18 protein-coding genes and 1 tRNA gene are annotated in these 22819 nt (G+C 72.0%); 13 read left to right on the forward strand and 6 right to left on the reverse strand.

Annotated features, from left to right (window positions below; translation table 11 throughout):
- Positions 1-33 precede the first annotated feature (33 nt).
- From WME98_RS18865 to WME98_RS18885, 5 genes are all read left to right on the forward strand, one after another.
- The gene (locus WME98_RS18865; protein WP_437952536.1) at positions 34-1296 is read left to right on the forward strand and encodes a hypothetical protein; all 1263 of its coding nucleotides are present in this window, start codon (positions 34-36) and stop codon (positions 1294-1296) included.
- A 48-nt stretch (positions 1297-1344) separates the two neighbouring features.
- Entirely contained in the window at positions 1345-2952 is a 1608-nt protein-coding gene (locus WME98_RS18870; RefSeq protein WP_437952537.1) for a PepSY-associated TM helix domain-containing protein, read from the forward strand.
- Entirely contained in the window at positions 2945-3292 is a 348-nt protein-coding gene (locus tag WME98_RS18875; RefSeq protein WP_437952538.1) for a hypothetical protein, read from the forward strand. Before WME98_RS18870 ends, WME98_RS18875 begins: the two co-directional genes overlap by 8 nt.
- On the forward strand, positions 3285-3563 hold the full coding sequence (locus tag WME98_RS18880; protein ID WP_437952539.1) for a hypothetical protein: 279 nt from the start codon (positions 3285-3287) through the stop codon (positions 3561-3563). The genes WME98_RS18875 and WME98_RS18880 overlap by 8 nt, the downstream gene beginning before the upstream one ends.
- Before the next feature lie 400 nt (positions 3564-3963).
- Positions 3964-4050 (forward strand) — tRNA-Ser (locus tag WME98_RS18885).
- A 182-nt stretch (positions 4051-4232) separates the two neighbouring features.
- Here the strand turns inward: WME98_RS18885 and WME98_RS18890 are convergent.
- Together WME98_RS18890 and aspS are read right to left on the reverse strand one after the other, a co-directional pair.
- Complete coding sequence (locus tag WME98_RS18890) at positions 4233-5588, reverse strand: DUF4388 domain-containing protein (RefSeq protein WP_437952540.1); 1356 nt, start codon at positions 5586-5588, stop codon at positions 4233-4235.
- 217 nt (positions 5589-5805) lie between these two features.
- Positions 5806-7752 carry an aspartate--tRNA ligase gene (gene aspS, locus WME98_RS18895; protein ID WP_437334486.1) on the reverse strand — a complete coding sequence of 649 codons (1947 nt, stop codon included), beginning with the start codon at positions 7750-7752 and terminating at the stop codon, positions 5806-5808.
- Positions 7753-7974: 222 nt separating this feature from the next.
- Between aspS and WME98_RS18900 the strand changes: the two genes are divergently transcribed.
- Entirely contained in the window at positions 7975-9924 is a 1950-nt protein-coding gene (locus WME98_RS18900; RefSeq protein WP_437952541.1) for a hypothetical protein, read from the forward strand.
- A 64-nt stretch (positions 9925-9988) separates the two neighbouring features.
- On the opposite strand, the gene WME98_RS18905 is transcribed toward WME98_RS18900, so the two are convergent.
- The 3 genes from WME98_RS18905 to WME98_RS18915 are packed head-to-tail and all read right to left on the reverse strand — an operon-like array spanning position 9989 to position 14365.
- Positions 9989-12163: a transglutaminase TgpA family protein gene (locus WME98_RS18905; RefSeq protein ID WP_437952542.1), complete on the reverse strand. Its 2175-nt coding sequence runs from the start codon at positions 12161-12163 to the stop codon at positions 9989-9991.
- Positions 12160-13392, reverse strand: a complete 1233-nt coding sequence (locus WME98_RS18910; protein ID WP_437952543.1) for a DUF58 domain-containing protein — start codon at positions 13390-13392, stop codon at positions 12160-12162. The genes WME98_RS18905 and WME98_RS18910 overlap by 4 nt, the downstream gene beginning before the upstream one ends.
- 7 nt (positions 13393-13399) lie before the next feature.
- The gene (locus WME98_RS18915; RefSeq protein ID WP_437954006.1) at positions 13400-14365 is read right to left on the reverse strand and encodes an AAA family ATPase; all 966 of its coding nucleotides are present in this window, start codon (positions 14363-14365) and stop codon (positions 13400-13402) included.
- A 323-nt stretch (positions 14366-14688) separates the two neighbouring features.
- Between WME98_RS18915 and WME98_RS18920 the strand changes: the two genes are divergently transcribed.
- The 6 genes from WME98_RS18920 (at position 14689) to WME98_RS18945 (ending at position 20761) form a co-directional block, all read left to right on the forward strand.
- Positions 14689-15810 (forward strand): decaprenyl-phosphate phosphoribosyltransferase, encoded by a 1122-nt coding sequence (locus tag WME98_RS18920; RefSeq protein ID WP_437952544.1) that lies wholly within the window; start codon positions 14689-14691, stop codon positions 15808-15810.
- Positions 15810-16550: a CPBP family glutamic-type intramembrane protease gene (locus WME98_RS18925; RefSeq protein WP_437952545.1), complete on the forward strand. Its 741-nt coding sequence runs from the start codon at positions 15810-15812 to the stop codon at positions 16548-16550. The genes WME98_RS18920 and WME98_RS18925 overlap by 1 nt, the downstream gene beginning before the upstream one ends.
- A gap of 136 nt (positions 16551-16686) precedes the next feature.
- Complete coding sequence (locus WME98_RS18930; protein ID WP_061622301.1) at positions 16687-17349, forward strand: NUDIX hydrolase; 663 nt, start codon at positions 16687-16689, stop codon at positions 17347-17349.
- On the forward strand, positions 17349-18296 hold the full coding sequence (locus WME98_RS18935) for an NAD(+)/NADH kinase (RefSeq protein ID WP_061622300.1): 948 nt from the start codon (positions 17349-17351) through the stop codon (positions 18294-18296). Before WME98_RS18930 ends, WME98_RS18935 begins: the two co-directional genes overlap by 1 nt.
- Before the next feature lie 561 nt (positions 18297-18857).
- Complete coding sequence (locus tag WME98_RS18940) at positions 18858-19193, forward strand: HU family DNA-binding protein (protein ID WP_044989678.1); 336 nt, start codon at positions 18858-18860, stop codon at positions 19191-19193.
- A 143-nt stretch (positions 19194-19336) separates the two neighbouring features.
- Positions 19337-20761 carry an ABC1 kinase family protein gene (locus WME98_RS18945; RefSeq protein ID WP_437952546.1) on the forward strand — a complete coding sequence of 475 codons (1425 nt, stop codon included), beginning with the start codon at positions 19337-19339 and terminating at the stop codon, positions 20759-20761.
- On the opposite strand, the gene WME98_RS18950 is transcribed toward WME98_RS18945, so the two are convergent.
- Positions 20758-21429, reverse strand: coding sequence for a hypothetical protein (locus WME98_RS18950; protein ID WP_437952547.1), 672 nt, complete (start codon positions 21427-21429; stop codon positions 20758-20760). The two genes, WME98_RS18945 and WME98_RS18950, sit on opposite strands and share 4 nt — an antisense overlap.
- A gap of 100 nt (positions 21430-21529) precedes the next feature.
- Here WME98_RS18950 and WME98_RS18955 point away from each other — a divergent pair, with 100 nt between their 5' ends.
- A complete protein-coding gene (locus WME98_RS18955; protein ID WP_187346073.1) occupies positions 21530-22807 on the forward strand; it encodes a citrate synthase in 1278 nt (425 codons plus the stop codon).
- The last annotated feature ends 12 nt before the right edge of the window (positions 22808-22819 follow it).

The raw sequence follows: 22819 nt of genomic DNA on the forward strand, positions 1-22819 counted from the left end.
ACCGTTTCCCTCGCGCGACAGGAGAAAGAGTAGATGAGAGTGATCCAGCGAAAGCGGCGGCCATCGAATCGCGCGAGCGCCGCGACCTTCGTGCTCGTGCTCCTGACCGGCGTGTTCGGCGGCGGCTGCGGCGACGACGAGACGTCGAACCCCGCCGATCAGAGCAGCAGCGGCGGGCAGAACGGCGGCGATGCGTTCATCGTCGCCACGCGCATCTGGGACGACACCGCCACCAACTCTTACTATCACGTGGTGTCGTCGCTCGACGCAGCCACGGCGGTCGACCAGACCCAGGCGCTCGAGATCACCGGGTCGGCGAGGCTGTTCGCGTTCGAGGGAATGGGCTGGTTCGGCATCGGTGACGCCGAGTCGCCGACGATCTCGCGTTACACGCTCGATGGTCCCAACAAGCTCGTCAAGGGAGACGCGATCAGCCTCCAGCCCTTCGGCGTGGAGAGCCTCTGGCCCACGAATTACGCTATCTCTCCGACGAAGGTCTACCATCCGGATCGCGCGGGCGAGCAGATCGTCGTGTGGAACCCCACGACGATGGAGGTGGAAGGGACGATCCCGCTGCCGAACACGCACCGCGAGGGCTACCTGGCGCTGTACGGATACGGGTCTGTCCTGCGCGGCAAGACGCTCCTCTTCTCGGTGGGGTGGTTCGACTGGAACACGACCGACACCGTCCTCCCGGAGACCGGGCTCGTCGCGATCGACACCGAGACGGACACCGTCGTGCGGTTCGACGTCGACGATCGGTGCGGCGGGATCACGCAGTCCGTCGAGACGGCCTCTGGCGACGCCTACTTCGTGAGCTCGGCGCTCGGGGCAGCGGCCTATCAGCTCGATCGGCTGGAGACCGAGCCGTGCGCGCTGCGCGTCCTGAGAGACGCGGACGCCTTCGACCCCGAATTCCACCTGCTCCTGAGCGAGCTGGCGGGCGGCGCGATCGCGGGCGATCCCATCCCTGCGGGCGGGGACAGCCTCTTCCTCCGGGTGTTCGACGAGGACCTCGCCACGATCGAGGAGGAGACCAAGACCTTTGAAGTCACGGGCCAGCCGGCGTGGCACTGGTGGCGGTGGGACACCGCGACGGACGAGGCCGCGGCGATCGCGGCGCTGGCCCCCTCGCCCGCGAACGTCTCCTTTTTCGAGGTCGACGGCCGGGTCTTCACGATCGATGAGGGCGCCGACTCCACGGAGAGCACCCTGATCGAGCTCACGGCCGAGGGTGGGCCGAAGCTCGGCCTGACGACTCCGGGGTACCTGCACGGCCTGGCGAAGGTGCGTTAAGCTCGCGCGACGCGCGGCGCTCCGCGCGAGGGGACAGGGTGACTCGCGATGGCCAAGAAGCTCTCCCGCCATGCCTTCACGACCTTCTGGGACGTGCACGCCTGGGCCGGCGTGATCGGTGGGCTCTTGCTCCATGTCATGTTCCTGTCGGGGGGAATCACGCTCTTCCGGAGACAGCTCGCGGTGTGGGAGGAGCCCATCACCCAGCAGCGCTCCTCGGTCGAGCAGGCGGGGCTCCAGGCCACGCTGGATCAGGGGCTCGCCGCCGCGGGCACGACGCCCGAGCAACTCTGGCTCGACTTGCCGGAGAGCGGGCTGGGCGCCGCGCGGCTCCAATACTCCTCGCAGGGCGAGCTGGCCTCGTGGTGGCTCCACGAGGGGCTCTTGCCCGAGCGCGAGCGGCTGTCCGACTTCCTCTACGACCTGCACTACCTCTGGCACCGGGCGACCGGATCGTGGCTTTTCTATGTGGGCGGTCTCCTGTGCGTCGCGCTCCTGCTCGCGCTGGCGACCGGCGTGCTCATCCACCTGAAGGACATCGTCCGGCAGTTTCATCAGTTCCGGCCGGACAAGACGCGCCGAGTCCTGTGGTCGGACATGCACAAGGTGCTCGGCGTGATGGGCCTGCCATTTCAGCTCCTCTACGCGTACTCCGGCGCGCTCTTCGTTTTTTTGGGGTTGCTCGTGCAGGTGTTCACGGGTCCCGTGTTCGGCGGGGATGCCGGCCGGGCGGACCTGGCGGCGTGGGGGGCGTCGTACGTCGACGAGCCGGCGAGCGGGGCGCCCGCGCGCGGCCTCACCCTGGACGAGCTCACGGCGCGCGTGCGGGCGGTCGAGCCAGGGTTCGTGCCCGAGAGATACCGAATCCGGCATCTCGGCCTCGACAGCGGCACCGTGGATGTCCGCGGCTCGATCGCGGGGGTGCCGTTCGGGCGCGGCCTCGTGCGCCTGCGGGCGACCGACGGCGCGGTCCTCTCGGCCGACGTGCCCGGCGCGGAGGGCGCCCGCAGCGGCGTGCTTCGCTGGATCTACGGCCTGCACTTCGCCGATTTCGGCGGCGTCACCCTCCGCGTCCTGTTCTTCGTGCTCGCCCTGGCGACGTGCGCCACGATCCTCACCGGCAACTGGATCTGGCTCGCGCGGCGGGAGGCGCGGCAGGAGAGCGTGGGCAACCGCCTCCTCGCGCGGCTCACCGTCGGCTTCGGGGCGGGGACGGTCGTCGCGATCGCGGCGCTCTTCCTGGCGAGCCGGACGCTCCCGCTCGGCTGGGCCGGCCGCACGACGGCCGAGGAGCTCACGTTCCTCGCGGCGCTCGGGCTCTGCGTATCGTGGGCGCTCGCCGCGCGCGACGGCGGGAGCCTCTGGTGGCGGCAGCTCGGGCTCGCGGGGCTCTTGCTGCTGCCCGTCCCCGCGCTCGCGGCCCGCTGGTCGAGCGCGGGGCTCTTCGGCGCGGGGCCGAAGCTCGCGGCCGTCGTCGCTGTCGACGTCGCGCTCCTCGTGACGGCCGCGGCGCTCTGCGCCTCGGCCTGGGCGCTCCGCCGGGCGGCTTCGCGGCGCGCGGCGCCGCGGCAGGCGGCGCAGGACGAGGCGCCGGCATCGCTGTCCCACGGCGGGGCGGGGCTCATGGCCAGGGGCCAGACGGCGTCCGATGGTTGAGATCGCGTCCCTCCTCTCGGCGTACCTCGCCTTCGCCTTGCTCCACGCGGCGCGGCCGGAGTGCGTCCCGTTCCGCGTCGCGCCGCGGCTGCGCGGGAAGCGCGCGTGGCGCGTCGCGGCCCGCGCGCTGGCCGCCGCGTCGTTCGCGCTGTCGGTGTGGCTGTGGCGCCGGACCGAGGCCGGCCCCGCGGCGTACCTCGTCCCCTTCGCCGCGCTCCTCTGCGCCGCGAGCCTGTTCGTCCTGCTCGCGCCCCTCTGGCCGCGCGCCGCGTGGGGCCTCGCGCTCCTGTCTCCTCCCGCGGTCGTCGCGCTCTCGCTGGCAGGAGCGTGTCATGGCTAGCGGCCGGCTCGCGCGGCTCGGCGCGACCCTGCGCCCGCTGGCGGCGCTGGTCGGGACGCTCCCGGTCGCCGTTCTGGCCAGCGCGTGCGTCGCGCGGTTTGCGCCGCTCTCCGCGGACACGCGGGGCGTCCTCGCCTTCGCGCTCGTGGCACCGCTCTGGGTGACGGCGATGTGCGTCGCCTTCCTGGCCCGCAGCGCCGCCCGGGCGTGGGCGGTCTGCGCGGCGCTCGGCGCGGTGCTCTTGGCCCTGGCCTACGGCGTGCCGCAGTAACCCTCCACGAAAGGCGCCGCCGCCCGGCCGCCTGCGCCGCCGGCCGGGGAGGGCGGGTCCGGGCGGCACGCGACAAAAAGCTAATAAATATTCGGTAGTTGTGTCGTCGTGGACGCTCGCTGCGCGCGGGCGCGATCGCCCTCGCCGTCCGAACCGAGCTCCAAGGTAGAGCCGGCCGGCCCGCTGCCCTCGCCGCCGTCCCCTGGAGGCCCTCGCCCGTCCCTTGCGCGTCCCCGCACGATCTTTTTGTGCACGGCGGCAGCCTCTTTGGTATGTTGCCGCTCCCTCGACGGACCGCGCCGAGCGTCTGTCGAGTCAACGCTCTTTTTACTGTCGAAGCTTCGAGATCCGCATGGGACCCTGCGCCGAGCATGGGCCGGGCGGATCCTCCTGGAGACCAGGAGAGGTGGCCGAGTGGCTGAAGGCACACGCTTGCTAAGCGTGCGATCGGGAAACTGATCCGCGGGTTCGAATCCCGCCCTCTCCGCCGTGATCGCGCTCAGCGCTACGCCCGTCGTGAGGCGGCCTGAGCCCCGCGTGTGGACAACGTAGCGGCGGCGGACGTCGCCTACATGCGCCGATGCCGCATGCGCGGCGTCCGACGTGCTGTGCGCGCGCTCGCGCGTGTGCCTGCCCCTGCCCGCGCGCGGATCGCCGCCGGCGCGCGCCTCAGGCGGCCCTGGTCCTCAGCACGCGCGACTGCAGGAACTGATAGATCGTCTTGATCGCGTCGAACGAGCCGACCGCGCTCTCCTTGATCACCTCGTTCACCGTGCGCGAGCCGTTGACCGCGCCGAGCACGAGCTCCTCGATGCGCGTCAGCTTGCCCGAGCCCACGCCGTCGAGGGCGACCTGATCGACGACCACCACCTGGTCGAAGTTGATCGTCCCCTCCATGAGCCGCCACTCGTCGACGCGCCGGAACCCCTCGAGCACCAGCGCGGACACGGCGAGGCCGAGGCGCGCCTGCTCGACCTCGGGGCGGAACGGCTCGCGCGTGAACGAGAAGCGCCCGTAAGGCCAGCGCAGCACCTCGTAGATCAGCTCGCTCGACTGGCGCTCCAGCACGGCGATGAGATCGTCGTTCGTCGCGACGCCCGCCTCGACGAGCACCTGGCCGAGGAGCGTCTGCGGCGCCTTCATGCGGAGCAGCGCCTCGAGCCGCTCGCGCGTCACGAGCCCGCGCTCGATGAAGTAGCGCCCGAGCTTGAACTCGTCCGACGAGTTGCGCGCCTGCACGAGATCGATGAGCCCCTGGCGGAGCGAGATCGTGACCGACGCGCGGTTCGTGGTCACCCGGAGCACGCCCGTCTGCCGCTGCATCTGGAGCAGCTGGAGGATCTCGGCGAGCGGGATCGCCGAGACGTCGCCGCTCATCACCTCCTTCGCGTCCGGGGGCGCGTCGAGATCGCGGAGCGTGAGGGTCAGCTTCGAGACCACCTCGCTCGTCATCACGCGGGCGACCGCCTGCATGACGGCCGCCTCGTTCGTCCTCGCCTCGGGCGACAGGCTCATGATCGCGGGCGTCATCACCGTCGCCAGCTGCTGCGCGAAGTCGACCCCGGCGCGCTGGCGCATGTTCCGGGCGAGGAGGCTCGGCCGCACGCTCTCGGCGATCGTGTCCTCGTCGGGCATCTTCGCGCCCTCCGGCACGGGCCGCGCGCGCCCCTCGGCCGTCTTCGCGAGCGCGCCCTCGATCACCGCGACCAGCGCCCGCGCGTCGAACGGCTTCGTGATCGCGTCGACGGCGCCCGTCTGCTGGACGAACTGCCCCCGGATCTTGTCGCCCTTGGCGCTCATCAGGACGACGGGGACCGTGCGGTGCGACGGGTTCGACCGCAGCTCCCGGCAGAAGGCGTAGCCGTTCATCCTCGGCATCACGAAGTCGAGGAGGACGAGGTCGTACTTCGGCCCCTTCTTGATGAGCTCGATCCCGGCGAGCCCGTCGCGCGCCACCGTCGGATCGAACCCGTTGCGAGCGAGGATGGCGCTGACGACCTTCAGGATGGTCGGGCTGTCATCCACAACGAGGACTCGCGCCGGGGAGGCCATGGCGAAGGATACAGGCCCTACCCTATCAGAAGTGCGCGGCCTGCAAACATAAAGGCCGAGGGGCGCGGCCGCGCGCGGCGAGGCAGGGCACAGCGCGCGCGGTCGCGGCGGCGCCCCGCCGCGCTCGAGCGCCGGGGCACCGCGGTCGAGCCGTCCGATCGCGATCGCGCGCGCGCCCCCCGGTCCGGCATCAGGCGCCGGCGCTGCCGGTGCCCGCCGCGCCCGGTCGGGCGTCCGCGGGCGCGACCGTCTTCACGTGCAGCTCGGCGAGCTGCGCGCCGTCGACGGCCACGGGCGCGCCGGTCATCTGGTCCGTGCCCTGGTTGGTCTTCGGGAACGGGATGACGTCGCGCAGCGTCGGCGCGCCGCTGAGCAGCATCGAGAGCCGGTCCATGCCGAGCGCGATCCCGCCGTGCGGCGGCGCGCCGCTGCGGAGCGCGTCCAGGAGGAACCCGAACTTGTCGCGCGCGTCGCCCTCGTCGATGCCCAGCGTCTTGAAGACGCGCGCCTGCACCTCCGGATCGTGCAGCCGGATCGAGCCGCCGCCGATCTCGAACCCGTTCAGCACGAGATCGTAACGGTAGCACTCGACGCGCGCCGGATCGCTCTCGAGGAGCGGCACGTGCTCGTCGATCGGCCGCGTGAACGCGTGGTGCGCGGCGGCCCAGCGCCCCGTGTCCTCGTCGAACTCGAACAGGGGTGGGTTCGTCACCCAGAGGAACCGCCACTGGTCGCCATGCCCGTACTCCGGGATGAGCCCCATCTTCTTGGCGACGTCGATGCGGAGCTTCGCCATGACCGTGTGCACCACGGCCTCCTTGCCGAACTGGAAGCAGAGGATGTCGCCGGGCTTGGCGCCGAGCGCCTCGTTCAGCTTCTGCCGGAGCTCCGGCGTGATCGACTTCGTGAGGGGCGACTGCGTCCAGGAGCCGTCCTCGGCGAGCTTGGCGCGCGCGAGCCCCCGGAAGCCCTTCACGTCGCGGAGCCCCTTCTCGAGGTCCTCGGTCTGCTGGCGCGAGAGGTTGGCGCTCGCCGGGATCACGAGCCCCTTCACGATCTCGGCCGGCAGGTCGCGCCGCAGCTTGCCGGACCGGTACTTCTCGGCGAGCTCCACCCAGAACGGCACCCCGCCGCCGCCGTGCTCGATGATGATGTCGGTGAGGTCGGTGTGCTCGATCCCGAAGCGGAGGTCGGGCTTGTCGTTGCCGAAGCGGCGCATCGACTCGGCGTACGGCATGCGCGGGAAGCGGCCGGTCGGGTAGAGCTCGGTGAGGTCCTTGCCGAGGGCGGCCTTGAACAACGCGAAGACGAGCCCCTCGATCAGCCCGAAGACGTCGTCCTGGTTCACGAACGACAGCTCGACGTCGATCTGGGTGAACTCCGGCTGCCGGTCGATGCGCAGGTCCTCGTCCCGGAAGCACTTCACGATCTGGAAGTACCGGTCGAAGCCAGCGACCATGAAGAGCTGCTTGTAGAGCTGCGGGCTCTCGGCGAGCGCGTAGAACTTGCCGGCCGAGATCCGCGACGGGACGAGGAAGTTGCGCGCGCCGCCCGGCGTGTACTTCACGAGGAACGGCGTCTCGAGCTCGAGGCAGCCCTGGTCCGACAGGTAGTTCCGCGTCGCCCGGTTGATCTCGTGGCGCATCCGCAGCGTCCGCTGGAGCGGCGTCCGGCGCAGGTCGAGGTACCGGTGCTGGAGGCGGATCTCCTCCCGCGTCTCGATCTCGTCCGCGATCTCGAACGGCGGCGTCTCGGCCCGATTGAAGATCGTCGCCTCGGCGACCCAGACCTCGATGGCCCCCGTGTCGATCTTGTCGTTCACGTTGCCTTCACGGCTCACCACGACGCCCCGGACGCCGACGACCCACTCGGACCGGGCCCGCTCGGCGGCGGCGTGGGCGTCGACGAGGTCCTTCTCCTCCGCCTTCACGCCGTACTTCGTGATCGCTCCGAGGTAGCTGCGATCGAAGACGATCTGCGTCACGCCGGTGCGGTCGCGGAGGTCGATGAAGATGCAGCCGCCGTGATCGCGGCGCCGCGCGACCCAGCCGAACAGCACGACCTCCTTGCCAATGTCCGCCTCGCGCAGATCGCCGCAGCGGTGCGTCCTCTTGAGCTCATCGATGAAACGGGACACGAGCCGACCTCCGAATTTCCGTGGGAGGGGCGACTCTAGCCCAGGTCGCCGCTCACCGCCTCTCCGGATGATCGCGCCCCTCGCGCGGGGATCGGCCCCGCGCGCCGCCGTCGGGGGCGCGGATCGGGCCGCGCGCCGCCGCCGGGCCACGCGCCGCCGGGGCGCGGCCGTCCGGCGCGCCGGAACTTGGCCCGCCCGCGGCCGATCTGGCATGGCCGCCCGGTGAGCTCCGAAGAGAAACGCTGCTGGCTCGATCGGTCGCTCGCCTTCCTGTCGGCCGCGCTGCCCTTCGGGCTCTCGCTGGCCCGCGCCGCCTCGTCAGGGCAATGGCGAGAGGATCTCACGGCCGTCCGCGACCTCGGCCTCGTCGCGGTCGGGGTCGGCGGCGGCCTCTCGACCGCGGTCTCGCAGGCGCTGAGCCTGCTCCCGCTGGGCTCGCGCACCTTCCGCACCGCCCTCGGATCGGCGCTCGCGCTCGCGCTCGCGTCGCGCCTGCTCTACGAGATGGTCCGCCGGCTCCTCCTGGAGTCCGCGCGGCCGGCGCCCCTCCCCGGGCTGTCGCTCCTCCGCAAGCTCTTCGGCGCCGCCGAGGCGATCCCGGCCGCGGCGCGGCCCGCGCCGGCCGCGCCCGGCGGCGCCGCGAGCCCGCGGCTCGCCGCCGCGCTGTCGGCGATCGCCGTCCTCACGGCGGCGCTGTCGCCGACCTGGCAGCGGGAGGCGACGGTCGGCGGCGGCGCCATGCTCGCCACCTGCTGCGCGCTCGTGGCCCTCGCGCTCGCGTCGGTCTGCGCCGAGCAGGCGCGGCACGCGGGGCGCGCGTGGATCGCGCTCGGCGCGGTCCTCGGGGCCACGTTCGCCGAGAGCCCTCCCGCCGGCCTCGCGGCGATGGCGGCGTCGCTCGCGATGGTCCTCGCCCGCCGGGGCCTCGGCGGGGAGGCGGCGGCCGCGGGCCCGCCCCGGCGCCTGCTCGGCGCCGCCGCCGGCGCGGGCGCGCTCACGGCCACGCTCCTCCTCGCGCCGCTCGTGCTCCGGCCGCTCGCGCCGCGCGCGTGGGCCGACATCGGCCGCGCGCTCACGGCGGGGAGCCTCGCCGCCGCCGACGTCGCGAGCGCGCGCACCACGGCGCTCGCCGCGTGGAGCCGCGAGATCGGCGTCGTCTCCCTCCTCATCGCCGCGGCCGGCCTCGCGCTCTCGCTCCTGCGCCCGCGCGCGCGGTGGCTCGTCGCGCCGTTCCTCGTGCTGCTCGCGCTCGACACGCTCCTGCCCGCGCGCGCGGCCGGCGTGCTCTCCGCGGATCCGCTCACCCCCCTGCGGTCGCTCGCGGTCGCGGCGATCGCCGTCGGCTCGGCGCTCGGGGCGCACGCCGCCGTCCGGGCGCTGCTCGACACGCGCGTGCCGTTCTCGCGGAGCGGCGCGGTGCTGCTCGTCGTCTTCCAGCTGACGCTGGTCGCGCTGACGAGCGAGGAGGCCGGCTTCGCCGCCGACCGGAGCGAGCAGACGGCCGCCGAGGTCTGGACCGACGAGGCGTACGGCAGCCTCGATCCGAGCTCCGCCATCCTCGTGCGCTCGCCGGCGATCGCGTGGCGGGTCTGGGCGGCGCGGATCACGCGCGGCGAGCGGCCGGACGTCCTCGTGGTCCCGATCCCGCTGCTCGATCGCGGCCAGGTCGCGGCGAGCCTGCTCGCCGAGGAGCGCAAGCTCGCGCCGCTCCTGCGCGACTTCGCGCTCGCGGGCGAGCCCAGCGAGTTCGCGCTCTCCACGCTGGCCGACGTCCGGCCCCTCTACGTGGAGCTCGATCCGAGCTGGTCGAAGAGGCTCCTCGGCCACCTGAACGTCGCCGGGATCTGGCTGGAGTACGCCCCGCAGCCGCTCGGCCCCTCGGATCGCAAGCTGGCGACCGCGCAGTCGATCGTGCCGATCAAGCGCGTGCTGGAGGCGCTCTCGGCCGCCGCGGTGCCGGACACGTCGACGGCGACGGTCCTCGCGTCCACGATGCGCGGCCAGTCGAACGTCGTCAGCCTGCTGGGCGAGCGCGTCGTGGCGCAGTCGTTCGTGGACCGGCTGGGCGAGCTCTCCGCCCAGGACCCGTTCGTCTCCGGCGGCCCGACCCGCCGCGCCGTCACCGGCATCCGCCAGGCGTTCATCGCGAAGCGCCCGGTGCGGCGCCGCTGAGCGGGCGCCGCGCGCAGCGACGCTCCGCCGCGCGCGGCGCGCCGCGCGCGGCCGAGGCCCGCGATCAGGGCGACGCGTGGAGCCCGACGTTGCCTGCCGCGAGCGCGCGGCGATCGGTCGAGCGCAGCGCCTTGACGCGTCGCTCGAAGTCGCGGCTGTCGTCCTCGGTGAGCTGCGCCCCGCCGAAGCGGGCGCGCAGGTAGACCTGCGTGAGCTGCAGGATCTCGCGCGCCAGCGGGTGGTCCGCGTGCTCCAGCGCCTCGGCGTGGCGCAGCGGCGGCATGCTGGGCGGGCGCGGCACGCCCTGCGCGAGCATGGCGGCCTCCAGGCTCTCGTAGAGCGCGGTCGCCAGGATCGCGCTCGGGGTGCGCCCCCCGTCGGCGCGCGACTCGTCGCGCCCGCGGCGCGCGCGGCGGAACCGCCAGTAGAGCAGGCCGCCGCCCAGCGCGAGCGCGACGGCGGCGACGGCGAGGATCCGCGGGCGCGACAGCGCGACGTCGCCGCTCGAGCCGGACCTCCGGTAGCGCGACGTGAGCGTCTGGAGCAGGCTCACCTGCTGGTTCAGGTCGTAGCCGACGATGTGCCTGTCCCAGCGCTGGCTCGTCGCCTCGATGAAGTCGCGGAGGTACGCCCAGACCCCGACCAGCTCGCTCTTCGGCGCGGCGTCGGCCGGCGGCGTCGGATCGAACGTCTGCCACCCCTCGCCGTCGAGGAACACCTCGACCCACGAGTGGGCGTCGCCCTGGCGCACGGCGTAGAACCGGCCGAAGCGGTTGTAGGTGCCGCCGACGAAGCCGGTCACGTTGCGCGTCGGCACGTCCACCGCGCGCAGCAGGATCGCCATCGCCGTCGAGTAGAACTCGCAGTGCCCGCGCTTCGACTCGAACAGGAAGTGATCGAGCGGCTGCGGGTCCGCCCCCGACGGCGACGCGAGGTCGTACCGGTACTCCGTGCGCAGGCGATCCTGGACCGCGCGCGCGCGGTCGGCCGGGCGCTCCAGGCCCTGCGTCCATTGCTGCGCGAGCTCGACGACGCGCGGCGGCAGGTCCTTCGGCAGCTCCAGGTAGCGCCGCCGCTCGCCCGCCGGCAGGCGCTGGAACGTCGGCGACCGCTTGCGCGACAGGAAGACGTCGTAGACGAGCCCGCGGTCGTCGAGGGGCTGGTACCGGAACTCTCCCTCGGGCCCGCGGTGGGCCATCGTGTTCGCGTCGATGCCGAGCTGCCCGCGGCTCTTGAACCGGAGCCCCGTCGCGTTCGGCGGGATGAAGATCACGGGCGGATCGATCGGCTCGAGATCGATGCGCATCACCGGATCGACCGACGGATCCGGGTACCGCTCGATCGGCACGAGCCCCCCGTCGCTCTCGGTCGGGCGCTTGAACGCCTCGCTCTGGGTCCAGGTGCGGCCGTCGTACGCGTCGAGCGCGGTGCCGCGCAGGTGCATGGTGAGGCGCGGCGGCGGCGGCTCCGGGAGATCGGGGATCTCGACGCGCATCGCCAGCTTGGGATCGCTGCGCAGCACGCCGACCGCGCCCAGGTCGACCTTGCCCGAGAAGCCGATCATCCGCCCCGTGTGGCCGCGGTTCAGGAGGAGCAGCGAGAGGCCGACGCGCGGAAAGATGACGAACAGGAGCGCGGTGAAGACGAAGATCGGGATCGAGAGCAGGCAGGTGACGGCGAGGAACGAGCGCCCGACGACCCGCCGGGAGCGCAGGATGCGCGGCACGTCCACGGGCAGCCCGGTCCGGTCGCGCGCCCCCTGCCGGTAGTTGCCCTCGACCTCGCGCCTGAGGTGGCTGAGCACGAGGGCGCCGGGCGCGACGACGAGCACGCCGAGGAAGCACAGCCCGTAGCCGAGGCCGCCGCCGAGGACGGTCCCGGCGATGAGGTGCAGGAGCGCGAGCACGATGACCTGCTGGTCGTGCGCCGCGCCCTTCCGCGTCGCGAGCCGGATGATCTGCAGCGCCGCGGCGAACTCCACGAGCACGTCGAGCACGCTCGCGTCGGTCGCGACGATGCGGACCACCTGGACGGCGATGACGACCAGGAGGACGCCGGTGTCGAGGTGGCGGAGCGCCGGGTGCCGCTGCCAGGACTCGCGCACGACGAGCGCGAGCGCGAGGCCGATGAGGATGGCCCAGCTCACGTAGCGGTTGAACTGCCCGCTGGCGACGAGGGCGATGACGCCGAGCGCCGCGAGCGCGTCGGTCATGACCCGATGCACCATCCCGAATCTCATGAAGCGGTCCTCGGCGTGCTGGTGCGGCGCTCGCCGCTCGTGGGGCCCGGGCTGGAGACCTGCCGCGCGGATGCCCGAGCGGCGCGCGCTTCGCCGAGCTCCGGCAACCGCCCCTCGTCCACCGCCTCGAGCAGCGCCAGGAACCGGAGGATCGCGTCGGAGCCGATGTTGCGGTCGCCGCGCACCCGCTCGCCCACGGTCGTCGCGACGACCACGGCGTCGCCGCGCTTGATGTGGGCGACCGCGCGCGAGGCCGCCTCGCGGATCCTGCGCTCGAAGGTCTGCGCGAACCCGTCGCCCTCGCCGGCGGGCCGCACCGTGTCGACGACGATCCGCACGTCGGGCCGCGTCTCCCGGGTGCGCTCGCGCAGCACCAGCTGGTCGCGCATCGTGCTCTTCTTCCAGTAGATGTCGCGCGGATCGTCGCCTTCGCGCATCGGCCGCAGCCCGAACGTCTCGTCGCCGCCGCCGCGCCCGCTGAGGCTCGCGCCGCCCTCGCGCCGCCCCGCGTCCTCGACCGGGAGCCGCACCGGATCGACGGCGGGGTAGATGATGAGATCTCCCTCGGCCTCGACCTCGCGCGATTTCTCGAACAGCCCAAAGGGAAAGCGGGTCGCGATGCGGAACCCGGTGTGCCGGTCGCGGCCGCGCTTCGCCGGCGTCCGCCGGTAGGCGGCCACCTGCGCGCTGGAGGGGCTGATCTTCAGGAAGAAGCAGCGCTTGTCGGCCGGCTGACCGGCGCGCAGGTCCTCGACCTCGATCGCGTACGACGGCACGCGCTTCTTGTGGTTGTAGACCTCGATCTCGACGAGGTGCGCCCGGCCCACCTGGGCGCGGGCCGGGAGCCGCCGGGTCACGGTGAGGTGTCGGAGCGACAGGTCGCTCATCACGCCGGAGACGACGATCAGCGACAGCAGCATCCCGAGCAGCAGGTAGAGGAGGTTGTTGCCCGTGTTGATCGCCGCGAAGCCGACGCCCAGCGTGATCCCGAGGTAGTACTTCCCCTCCCGGGTGAACTTGAGCTTCCGGGGCGGCCTCAGGGCCAGCAGGACCTTCGTCCATGAAGCCGCCTGCTCCCCGCGCGAGGGCAAGAGCGGGCGCTGCTCGATCGGGGGCCGCTCGCGCTTCAGGCGGCTCGGCCGGATCGCGCTGCGCGCGGCCCCGCCTTCGCGCTCGGCGCCGCGGGAGCTGCCGCTGAGAGATCCCCGCTCCCGGTCCTCTGCGCCCATCGCCCCCTCAGAGCGGGACCGGCACCCGCGCCACGAGGTCGCGCACCGCCGCCTCGCATTCGTCGCGGGTCGGCATGTAGCCCTCGGCGTGGGCCGAGAGCCGGACCCGGTGCGCCAGCACGGCGACCGCGAGGTCATGGATGTCGTCCGCGATACAGTACGAGCGGCCGCAGAGGACGGCGCGCCCCCGGGCCGCGCGCGCCAGGTTCATGCCGGCGCGCGGCGAGGCGCCCAGCGAGAGGGTCGGGCTCGAGCGCGTGGCCGCGAGCACCGCCTGCAGGTAGGTCGCGAGCGACGAGTCGAGCTCGACGCGATCGACCTCGCGCTGCAGCGCCACGAGCTGCGCGGGATCGATGACCTGCGGCACGTTCCGCGCGCGATCGGGCTCGCCGCCCTGGAGGAGCAGCCGCATCTCCACCTGGGGCGGCGGGTACCCGATCCGGATCCGCACCATGAACCGGTCGAGCTGCGACTCCGGCAGGGGAAAGGTGCCGGCGAAATCCTGCGGGTTCTGGGTCGCGAGCACGAAGAACGGCTCCGGCAGCGGCGTCGCCGTCCCCTCGATGGACACCTGCCCCTCGTTCATCGCTTCGAGCAGCGCCGACTGGGTCCGCGGGCTCGCCCGGTTGATCTCGTCGGCGAGCAGGACGTTCGCGAAGATCGGCCCCTGGCGGAACACGAACTGCCCGAGCCGCTGGTCGAAGACGCTCACCCCGAGGACGTCGCTCGGCAGGAGATCGCTGGTGAACTGAACGCGACGGAGCTCGCCCCCTACGGCCTTCGCCAGCGCTCGCGCCAGCGTCGTCTTGCCGACGCCGGGCACGTCCTCGATGAGGACATGGCCCCGGGCGAGCAGCGCGATGAGCGCCAGCTCGACCGCCTCTGGCTTCCCTTCGAGGGCCTGCTCCACGGCAGAGCGAAGCTTCAGAAGAAGTGGCGAAGCTTCACGCGCGACCGAGAGCGCTGATGTCATCACGGGCGATGGTAGCACGAGGTTACGGCCAGCCTGCGGGGATGCGCATTTTGCGTTCCACAAGCCGGGGCGGCCGGTGCGAACGCGGATTCGCGACGTGCGCCGCGGGGGCCGCGGGCCCGGGTGCGCTGCGCCACGTTCCGCCAGGCGCGTCGGCTGGGCCCGGGGCGCTCGGCCCGTCGCCGCCGCTCGGTTCCGACAGTCCCGAGCGTCCACGTTCCTGCTCTTTTGCCTGCCGCGGAATGGCCGTGACCGGTGCTCCCGGGTATGCTCCGGCCGCCGTGACCGCCTCGGGTCCTCTCTTTCGCCACAGTGCCCCCGCCTTGCCTGCCCAGGAGGCGCCGGGCGCCGATGCTCGCCCGGACGCCGGCGCGCTGGACAACCCTGCGCCGGCCGAGCAGGGCGGCTCACCCGCCGCGATGAGCTCCGTCCCCGCCGGCAAGCCTCCCTCGTCGCCGCCGCGGAGCGGCGTGCCGAGCTCGCGTCCGCCGGAGAGCGGGCCCCCCTCGGGCGGCCTGATCGCGCAGCCGCCCATCTTGCCCGACTCGCCCAGGGGGACGCTGCTCTGGCGCGTGCGCGGGATGATCCGGGCGATGCGCCCCCACCAGTGGGTGAAGAACCTCTTCGTCCTCGCCCCGGTGGTGTTCGCCAAGCACCTGACCCACCCCTCGATCATCATGAGCGCGGTCGGGGCCTTCGCGATCTTCTGCCTGCTCGCCGGCGCCGTCTACATCCTGAACGACATCGTCGACGCCGAGGCCGACCGGGTCCACCCGGTCAAGCGTTTCCGGCCCATCGCCTCGGGCCGCGTGCCGATCCCGGTCGCCAAGGCGATGGCGGTCGGCCTCGCGGTCATCGCGCTCGGCGCCAGCCTGCTCGGCCCGCCGCTCTTCGCGGTGGTCGCCGCCAGCTACTACGTCCTCAACGTCGCGTACTCGTTCCGGCTCAAGAAGATCGCGTACCTCGACGTCGGCTGCATCGCGATCTTCTTCGTGCTGCGCGTGCTCGCCGGCGGCTTCGCGACGAAGACGCCGCTCTCCGGCTTCATGATCGCCTGCACCGCCCTGCTCGCGCTCTTCCTCGGCTTCGGCAAGCGCCGCCACGAGCTCGCGTGCGCCAACGCCTCGAAGCAGCGCGCGGCGCTGGACGCCTACACGCCCGGCGCGCTGACGGCGGCGCTCGCCGTGACCGGCGTCGCCACCATCGGCACCTACCTCGCGTACACGCTCGATCACGACACGCAGCGCTTCTTCGAGAACCCGTACCTCTGGCTGACCACGATCCACCCGCTCTTCGGGGTGATCCGGTTCCTCCAGCTCGTGGCCGGCAGCGCGAAGGCCGAGAGCCCCACCCAGGAGATCCTCCGGGACACCCCCTTCGTGCTGAACCTCGTCCTGTGGTCCGCGGAGGTGCTGGTCATCGTGTATCGCCTGAGGCCGTCCTGATGCTCGGCGCCGGGCCGGAGCTCGCCCGGCCGGGGGCGGCTCCTCCCGGCGACAAGCCGACCGCGAAGAGCGACGCGCTGACGGATCTGGCGCTGACGATGCCGATCTTCGTCCTCTACCACATCGGCGTCGCCTTCCTCCCCATCCGCAACGCGGCGGATCCGGTCACCGCCGAGCTCCGGGCGCTCGCCAAGCACAGCCTCCCGCTCTACGCGGGCCTCACGTTCGCCGTCGGCGCCGCGTTCGTCATCGTCCTCTCCGTCCTCGGCCGCGGCCACGCTTTGAAGACGCGGCGCTTCGCGCTGCTCGCCACCGAGAGCGCGCTCTACGCCATCCTGATGCGCTTCGCCGGCGCCTACGTGGTCGGCTCGCTCCGGCTCGGCCCGCCCGTCTTGTCGAACGACATCTTCACCGGGGTCGTGATGTCGCTCGGCGCGGGCTTCTACGAGGAGATCGCGTTCCGCGTCGGCCTCTACGGGCTTGGCGCGCTCGGGATCAAGCTCTTCTTCGGCCGGGGGGTCCAGGGGGTGGTGCTGCTCGTCGGCTGGGCGGTCGTGGCCGCGGCCGTCTTCTCCGGCTGGCACTACGTCGGCTCGATGGGCGATCCCTGGAACCTGCCCTCGTTCGTGTTCCGCATGGTGTGCGGGCTCGTGCTCACGGGGATTTATGTCTTCCGCGGCTTCGCGCCGGCCGTCTGGACCCACGCGCTCTACGACGTCTGGGTCCTCGTGCTCCGCTGAGCCCGGAGGCCGCGCCCCCCGGGCGCGGGGCTGGGCGCCCGCGTGCCATGCCCGCGTCATGGCCGCGCGTCGCCGTCCCGGCGAGGGCGCAATCGCGATCGGCGGCCGTTTGGCGCTATGCTTCGCGCCTCGACGCATGCGGCTACCTCCCTTCCCGAAGCTCGCGCTCAGGCTGGTCCAGACGATCCCCTCGCTGGACGGCCCTGGTTTCCTCAACGTGCGGCGCCAAGTGTTCCGCGTCGAGTTCCCGGACGGGTCGCTGAGCGACCCGTTCACCTACGACAGCGTCGATCGCGAGCGCCTCGACGCGGTGGTGATCGCCCCGCATTACCGCGGCGCGGACGGGCGCCGTCACGTCTACCTCCGCTCGGCGCTCCGGCCTCCGGCCGCGACCCGCGCGCCCGAGGTGTGCCCGTTCCCGGAGGCGCCGACGCTCGGCGCGCTGTGGGAGCTGCCGGCCGGGCTCGTGGAGCTCGACGAGCGGAGCCCCGAGGGCCTGAAGCGCTCGGCCGCGCGCGAGCTGCTCGAGGAGGCGGGGTTCGACGTGCCCCCGTCCGAGCTGAAGCCGCTCGGCCCGTCGACGTTCCCGGCGCCGGGCATGGTGGGCGAGCGGCACTTCTTTTTCCACGTCGAGGTCGATCCCGCGCGCCAGGGGGCGCCCCTCGAGGACGGCTCCCCGCTCGAGCGGCACGCCGTCATCGTGGCGGTCCCGCTCGACGAGGCGATCGAGCTCACCCGCCGCGGCGAGATCGAGGACGCGAAGACGGAGGTGGCGCTCCGGCGCCTCGCGGAGCTCTGATGGCGGAACAACCCCTCGCGCCCGCGCAGCGGCGTTCGCCCCGCGTCGCGCTCGTCGTCAAGCGCACTGCCTGGAGGATCTACCGCGACGAGCGGAAGGACCCGCGCATCACGCGGCTCATCGAGGCCGGCGACGCCGCCATCGCGCGCCTCAAGGCGTCGCACGAGGCGCACGAGCAGACCGTGCGCGAGGTCAAGGCGGCGCTCGACGACCTCGGCGCCCGCGTCGAGATCCTCGCCGGCGCGGCGCAGTCGTTCGACGCGGGCGAGCTCGACCTCGTGATCACGGTCGGCGGCGACGGGACGCTGCTCAGCGCCTCGCACAACGTGGGCGACGTGCCGATCCTCGGCATCAACAGCGCTCCCGGCCACTCGGTCGGCTTCTTCTGCGGCGCGACGAGCGGGGACGCGGCCGACGCGATCGCGAAGGCGCTGCGCGGCTCGCTCCGCCGCACGGTGCTCACCCGCATGCAGGTCACGGTGAACGACAAGCTCGCCACCGCGCGCGTCCTGAACGACGCGCTCTTCTGTCATGTCTCCCCGGCGGCCACGTCGCGTTACGTGATTCGGCTGGGCAAGGCCGAGGAGGAGCAGAAGTCGAGCGGCTTCTGGATCGGCCCGGCGGCCGGCTCCACGGCCGCGCAGCGCTCCGCCGGCGGGCGCGTCCTGCCGCTCACCTCGACGCGCCTCCAGCTCGTCGTGCGCGAGCCGTACACCCCCCACGGCGAGGAGTACCGCTTCCGCCACGCGCTGATCCAGCCGGGCTCCTCGCTCGTCGTGCGGAGCAAGACGCACGACGCGAAGCTCTTCTTCGACGGGCCGATCCACTCGGTGAACGTCGGCTTCGGCGACGTGATGGAGTTCACGCAGGCGCCGCAGTCGCTGACGATCCTGGGCCTCTCGGCCAAGCGGAAGTGGGGCGCGGGCTCGGCGGTCAGCCGCCGCTAGGCTCGCGACGGGCCGCCGAAAGGTCCCGAGAGGCTCGCGCCGACCCGCCGCCGCGAGGCCGCGAGCCGCCGTCGCGAGGCCGCGAGCCGGCGCTGCTGGGCGCGGGAGCTGCGCCGCTCGCCCGCCGCGCGGGGCGCGACGGCGAGGCGCGTCGCGCGCGCGCAGCGCTGGATCGAGCGGGGCGGCGCGGCGCGATCGCGCGCGCGGGGCGGGGCGGAGGAGGGCCGTCGGCCGAGGAGGCTCGACCCGAGGAGGGCGCGCGCGGCCCAGATCGCCTTCAACGGAAGGGGATCGGGTGATCTCCTACCCCGAGCGCCCGGCGTCGGACCGCCCTCGAGGAGGGCGCGCGAGGCCCGAAGACCGGTCGATTTCGGCCGTTTTCCTGGGGTTTTGGCGACCCGCGTCAGGCCCCCCCGGCGGTCTTTCCGGCGGCGCGACGCGCCCCCCGGGGCATGAAACCCCTTCTTTTGTAGCTCCGATCGACGATTCGACACTGGATCTGCGGCGGCCGTTGTGTTTCCTTTGGCGCGCAAGAGGCCACAAACCTCAGGAGGAATGAACATGGCGGCGAAGAAAACGGACGGGAAGAAGAGCACGTCGCTCAGCAAGAGCGCGCTGATCAACGCGGTGGTCGAGGCGAACGAGAACGAGATCTCGCGCAAGCAGGTCAAGGCGATCCTCGAGGCGCTGACCGACATCGCGTACAAGGAGCTGAAGAAGAACGGCATCTTCACGATGCCCGGGTTCGCGAAGTTCCGCGTCGTCAAGAAGCCCGCCACCAAGGCGCGCGAGGGGATCAACCCGTTCACCAAGCAGCCGATGACGTTCGCGGCCAAGCCGGCCAGCAAGTCGGTCCGCGCTCGCCCGATCAAGGCGATCAAGGACTCGCTCTCCTGAGCCTACCCGGCTCGCCGGAGGGCTCCTCGGCGCGGGGAAGGCCCGCGGCGGCCCCCTCTCCGGGACCGGATCGTCCCCGGGGAGCGAGCTTGGCTGGCCCCGCGCGGCCCCTGCGGTAGCATGGTGCGGCTGCCCTGCCGCACATGACGCTCGCCGTCCGACTCCTCCGCGCGCTGTTTGCGTTCTCGGTCATCCTGACGAGCTACCTGATCCAGCTGGGGCTCGGGCGGGTGTTCGCGAGGCGCCTCGGGAGCGGCGGCGCCGCGCGTGAGCTGCCCGGCTGGCTCGTCGCGCGCCGCGCCCGCGTCGATCAGAACAACGCCCGACGCCTGCTGCGGGCCATGCTCAAGCTGCGGGGCGTCTTCATCAAGCTCGGCCAGGTGCTGTCCATCATGGGCGGCTTCCTGCCGCGGGCCTACGGCAAGGAGCTCGAGCAGCTCCAGGACCAGGTGCCGCCCCACCCCTTCAGCGATCTCGAGGCCGCGCTGCGCGCGAGCTTCGGCCGCTCGGCGGGCGAGCTGTTCGCGTCGATCGAGCGCGCGCCGCTCGCGGCCGCGTCGCTGGGGCAGGTGCACGTCGCGCGCCTGCGCGACGGCCGCAAGGTCGCGGTGAAGTTCCTCTACCCGGGCATCCGCGGGATCATCGCCGTCGATCTGCGCGTCCTGCGCCTCGCGATCCTCGTCTACAAGCGGTTCGTCCCGGTCGGGCACATCGAGCGGGTGCACGAGTCGCTGGTCGACCTGCTCCGCCGCGAGACGGACTACCTGCACGAGGCGGCGTGCATGGAGCGGATGGCGCAGAACTTCGCGGGGGACGCGGGCGTCGCGTTCCCGGAGGTCATCCACGAGCTCACGACGCGCGACGTCCTCACGATGACGTTCATGGAGGGCATCAAGATCACCCGCCTCGACGCGCTGCGGAGCGCGGGCGTCCTGCCCTCGGAGGTCGCGCTCAAGCTCGTGCAGGCCTTCTACAAGATGCTCTTTCTGGATCGCTTCTTTCACGCCGATCCGCACCCGGGGAACTTCCTCGTCGCCCCGCGGAGCGCGGACGAGGGCGGCGGGTTTCGCCTGGTCGTCCTCGACTTCGGCGCGAGCTGCGAGGCCCGCGACGAGCTCATCGACGGGCTGCTCGACATCCTGAAGGGCATCTTCGCGCAGGACGACGCGGCGGTGGTGCGCGGCTTCCGGCGGATGGGGTTCGTCGCGCCCGGGGGCAACGACGCGCTCCTCGAGCGGACCGTGAAGACCTATTTCGCGAAGCTGCTCAAGATCCGGGATCGCACGCCCGCGGCGCTGATGCGCGCTCGCCCCGAGCAGCTGGAGAAGCTGGCCGACCCCGAGCTGGAGCGCGGCGAGCTCCAGGAGCTGATGCGCTCGTTCGAGTACCCCGAGGACTGGTTCTACGTCGAGCGCGCCTGCGTGCTGCTCTTCTGGCTGGCCGCCCAGATCGATCCCGACCTCGACACCATGGCGGCAGGCTTCCCGTACCTGATGCCGCTGATGGCCGAACGCGAGGCCAGGGCCGGCGAGGCGAGCCAGGCGCCCGGCCGGCCGCCCGAGCGCTAGCGCGCCGGGGCGGGGCCGAAGCGCGGGCCGGGGCGGGTCAGCCCGAGCCGCGCCAGGGAGGGGGCATAGCTCGCGTCGCGATCCGCCATGATCTCGGCGAGCCTGGCCTTGACCTCGGCGATCCCAGCCCCTTGAAGGCGCCGGTAATTGTCCTCGGCCGGGTCCGCGGCGGGCTCGACGCCCGCCCCCGCGAGGACAGTCCCCGAATGGTTCAACCCTTCTGGAATCGTTTGAATGAACGGATCCGGCGCGTGCCGGAGGAGGCCGACGAGCCGGTGCGAGTTCGTCTCGTCCCCGGCCATCTCGGGGTGGAACGCGGCGAGGACCGGCGCGGGGTTGCGCAGCCGCCGCAGCTGTTCACCCAGGCGCGACGAGAACCGCTCGAACTGGGGCGACGGAGCGTGGATGCACGGGAAAATCAGGTGCACCACGGCGGACTCCGCCTCGACCACGGCCGCCAGCGCCGTCTCCAGGACGGGCTCGCGGTCGAGCAGGACGTAAAAGCGTCCGAAACCGGTTGCGGCGTCGCGCATGAACGGGCACAGGCGATACCGAGCGACGACCTCGTCTGCGTAACGCCCGTGGACCCGGCGCACCTCGGCCGCCAGCCGAAGCGCCTCCGGGTGGTGGGCCAGCTCCCCCCGCACGACCGGCTCGCTCAAACGCATCACCTCAATTTCTTGGGGAAGCAATCTTCCCTCACCTCGTGATAGCTTACGCCGCGCTGCGGCGGAAGGAGGAGGCGTGCAGGAGACCGCGAAGTTAACGCTGAACAAGAACGGTGTGGAGCAGACGATCGAGCTGCCGGTGATCACGGGCACCGAGGGGGAGAAGGCGATCGACGTCGCATCCCTACGCGCGAAGACCGGGTACGTCTGCATCGACCCGGCGTTCGTCAACACGGCCTCGACCACGAGCTCCATCACGTTCCTCGATGGGGAGAAGGGCATCCTCCGCTATCGCGGCATCCCGATCGAGCAGCTCGGCGAGAAGTCGACCTTCGTGGAGACCTCGTACCTCTTGATCTACGGCAAGCTGCCGAACAAGAGCGAGCTGTCGCGGTTCTCCACGCTGCTCACCCGGCACTCGCTGATCCACGAGGACATGAAGCGCTTCTTCGACGGCTACCCGTCGACGGCGCACCCGATGGCGATCCTGTCCGCGATGGTGCTCTCGCTGTCGAGCTACTACCCCGAGGCGATCGACGTGAAGAACACCGATCTCCTCGACATCACCATCGCGCGGCTGCTCTCGAAGGTGCGCACGATCGCCGCGTTCTCGTACAAGAAGTCGATCGGCCAGCCGTTCGTCTACCCGCACAACTCGCTCTCGTACTGCGCGAACTTCCTGAACATGATGTTCTCGGTCCCGGCGGAGCCGTACGAGATCGACGAGGACATCGTGAAGGTCCTCAACCTCCTGCTCATCCTGCACGCCGATCACGAGCAGAACTGCTCGACGTCGACGGTGCGCCTCGTCGGCAGCGCGAAGACGAACCTCTTCGCCTCGATCGCCGCGGGCATCTGCGCGCTGTGGGGCCCGCTGCACGGCGGCGCCAACCAGGAGGTCGTGACGATGCTCGAGGCGATCCGCGCCGACGGCGGCGACGTCTCGAAGTTCGTCAAGCTCGCGAAGGACAAGACCTCGGGCTTCCGCCTGATGGGCTTCGGTCACCGCGTCTACAAGAACTACGACCCGCGCGCGGTGCTCATCAAGGCGGCCGCCGACAAGATCCTGGCGAAGCTCGGCATCAAGGATCCGCTGCTCGACATCGCGCAGCGGCTCGAGGAGACCGCGCTGAAGGATCCGTACTTCGTCGAGCGGAAGCTCTACCCGAACGTCGACTTCTACAGCGGCATCATCTACCGCGCGCTCGGCTTCCCCACGAACATGTTCACCGTCATGTTCGCGCTCGGTCGCCTCCCCGGCTGGATCGCCCACTGGAAGGAGATGAACGACGATCCGAGCGGCAAGATCGGCCGCCCGCGGCAGATCTACACGGGCGAGAACGCCATCGCCTACACGCCGCTCGAGGACCGCTCCTGACCGCCGCGGGGC

The sequence above is a fragment of the Sorangium sp. So ce296 genome, assembly GCF_051529605.1.
GTDB lineage: Bacteria > Myxococcota_A > Polyangia > Polyangiales > Polyangiaceae > Sorangium > Sorangium cellulosum_D.

What these genes read in the sequence shown, in the direction of transcription:
- WME98_RS18865 (WP_437952536.1), top strand. Translation starts at nt 34, where the DNA reads ATGAGAGTGATCCAGCGAAAGCGGCGGCCATCGAATCGCGCGAGCGCC.
- WME98_RS18870 (WP_437952537.1), top strand. Translation starts at nt 1,345, where the DNA reads ATGGCCAAGAAGCTCTCCCGCCATGCCTTCACGACCTTCTGGGACGTG.
- WME98_RS18875 (WP_437952538.1), top strand. Translation starts at nt 2,945, where the DNA reads ATGGTTGAGATCGCGTCCCTCCTCTCGGCGTACCTCGCCTTCGCCTTG.
- WME98_RS18880 (WP_437952539.1), top strand. Translation starts at nt 3,285, where the DNA reads ATGGCTAGCGGCCGGCTCGCGCGGCTCGGCGCGACCCTGCGCCCGCTG.
- WME98_RS18905 (WP_437952542.1), bottom strand. Translation starts at nt 12,163, where the DNA reads ATGAGATTCGGGATGGTGCATCGGGTCATGACCGACGCGCTCGCGGCG.
- WME98_RS18910 (WP_437952543.1), bottom strand. Translation starts at nt 13,392, where the DNA reads ATGGGCGCAGAGGACCGGGAGCGGGGATCTCTCAGCGGCAGCTCCCGC.
- WME98_RS18915 (WP_437954006.1), bottom strand. Translation starts at nt 14,365, where the DNA reads ATGACATCAGCGCTCTCGGTCGCGCGTGAAGCTTCGCCACTTCTTCTG.
- WME98_RS18925 (WP_437952545.1), top strand. Translation starts at nt 15,810, where the DNA reads ATGCTCGGCGCCGGGCCGGAGCTCGCCCGGCCGGGGGCGGCTCCTCCC.
- WME98_RS18930 (WP_061622301.1), top strand. Translation starts at nt 16,687, where the DNA reads ATGCGGCTACCTCCCTTCCCGAAGCTCGCGCTCAGGCTGGTCCAGACG.
- WME98_RS18935 (WP_061622300.1), top strand. Translation starts at nt 17,349, where the DNA reads ATGGCGGAACAACCCCTCGCGCCCGCGCAGCGGCGTTCGCCCCGCGTC.
- WME98_RS18940 (WP_044989678.1), top strand. Translation starts at nt 18,858, where the DNA reads ATGGCGGCGAAGAAAACGGACGGGAAGAAGAGCACGTCGCTCAGCAAG.
- WME98_RS18945 (WP_437952546.1), top strand. Translation starts at nt 19,337, where the DNA reads ATGACGCTCGCCGTCCGACTCCTCCGCGCGCTGTTTGCGTTCTCGGTC.
- WME98_RS18950 (WP_437952547.1), bottom strand. Translation starts at nt 21,429, where the DNA reads ATGCGTTTGAGCGAGCCGGTCGTGCGGGGGGAGCTGGCCCACCACCCG.